The sequence below is a fragment of the Pseudomonas sp. BS-2016 genome, assembly GCF_001806145.1.
GTDB lineage: Bacteria > Pseudomonadota > Gammaproteobacteria > Pseudomonadales > Pseudomonadaceae > Aquipseudomonas > Aquipseudomonas lundensis.
On record NZ_MLCT01000164.1, the window covers coordinates 1 to 1,523 of the forward strand.

Genomic DNA, 1,523 nt, shown 5'->3' on the forward strand with positions numbered 1-1,523 from the left:
GCATCGTTACGTCCGGCCTTCACTTCTACCGTAGGATCGATGAAGTACCAGCGCCCTTCATTCTGTACGAAAGAAGACTGCTCGCGGTGACTATGTTCACCGGCAGCGTCATGCCAGCGCGCGGTAAAGGTGACAAAGGCGTGCTCAGGCTGGCCGCCGAATACCTCGGAGCTTTCCACCTCCAGGCCCAGCCAGGTGCTCTGGGCACTCCAGGCGGCAATGGCGTCGCGGTCCAGGCCAGCCTGTTGCGCAGGCAGCGTAGTGGCGACCAGGTAATCGACTAGGCCCAGCACATAGGCGCTGTAGCGCGAGCGCATCAACGCGCTGGCGCAGGGGGCCGGGTGGCCGGCGTGATAATGGCCGCAGCAGGCATCCAGCAGATTGCCGCTGCCGCACGGGCAAATGGATGTACTCATCGGGTTACCACCAATACTTTCCGAAGTTTTCCGGGTTGGCCCAGAAGCGGGCGTTGAGCCAGTCCGGCACCTGTTTATAGTCAAGCAGATCATAGGTAAACAGCGTCAGCACCTGATCATCGCGTTGGAAGCGTTCGCCGGCTTGCAGGGCCAGGGAAAAAAAGTCGGTGTCCTTCCAGTCGCAGGCACCCAGGTCGACCAGCACGGCAATGCGGCTGGCGTTGAGGTTACGGATGCCTCCGAGCAGGGTCAGGCCTTGGGGTTTGGACAGGTGCTCCAGGCAGTCGACCACCAACGCGAGGTCAAAGCGCTGCACGGCGAGGTCTTCCGGCAACGGTCCTGGCGCGGCATAGAACACCTCGGTATCCGCGTGCGCAGCCCGGAAGGCATCCAGCGCCGGAAATTGGCTGGCGCCCACTAACAACAGGTGTTTTGGCCTGTGAAGGTCCAGCAGGGCCGCCAAGGCTTGTTGGGGCGTACGGGCAGAAATTCCAGCGGTCATTGCAGATCCTCGCATCAAGACCGTAGAGACTAGCGCGGCTGGGCGCGTGGGCCTAGAGCGCGGCGGTCGATACCCACCGAGGTGGAATTGAAGTTTTTTGATCCTTCACTGGCAAATCGCCGGTAGAAGTCGTTACTGTGCGCTCAAAGAAAAATTTGAAAACACTCAGGAGCCCCATGATGCGTAAGGTTTTTCTGTTGGCCCTGTTGGTCAGCCCCGTTGCCCTGGCCCAGAGCGTCAGTGTCGAAACCAATTCGTTGATGCGCTTGCCCAGCAGTACCAGCGTGTTGCAGCTCGAGCGCCTGGACGTGGCGGACTACGGCACCTTGCTGATTCCGGCCACCATCAGCCAGGTCACGGTGGATGAGCTGCACTTGGGGCGCGACGCACGCATCACCATTGTGCCTGGCAATACCGCCTTGCAAATGCAGGTACGCGAGGCGCAGTTGGAGCACGGTAGCCAGATCACCTCACGGGGCGCCCCCGGCACCCACGAAAAACCCGCCAAGGCTGGACGTGATCTGACCTTGCGCATTAACTCGCTGACTGCCGAAGCGCTGTCGGTGGATGCCCGTGGTGGCGCTGGAGCCCAAGGATATGCGGGC

The 1,523-nt window shown here is 61.1% G+C and carries 2 protein-coding genes and 1 pseudogene; 1 reads left to right on the forward strand and 2 read right to left on the reverse strand.

Annotation, left to right across the window (positions count from 1 at the left end; genetic code table 11):
* On the reverse strand, window positions 1-416 hold a 416-nt coding region (locus BKD70_RS23345; protein ID WP_070415491.1), incomplete at its 3' end, for a YchJ family protein.
* A 4-nt stretch (window positions 417-420) separates the two neighbouring features.
* Window positions 421-918 (reverse strand): DUF6231 family protein, encoded by a 498-nt coding sequence (locus BKD70_RS23350; RefSeq protein WP_070415492.1) that lies wholly within the window; start codon window positions 916-918, stop codon window positions 421-423.
* A gap of 179 nt (window positions 919-1,097) precedes the next feature.
* On the opposite strand from BKD70_RS23350, the pseudogene BKD70_RS23355 reads away from it, so the two are divergent.
* Window positions 1,098-1,523 (forward strand): annotated as a pseudogene (locus BKD70_RS23355) (collagen-like protein); the annotation flags it as partial.

What these genes read in the sequence shown, in the direction of transcription:
- BKD70_RS23350 (WP_070415492.1), bottom strand. Translation starts at nt 918, where the DNA reads ATGACCGCTGGAATTTCTGCCCGTACGCCCCAACAAGCCTTGGCGGCC.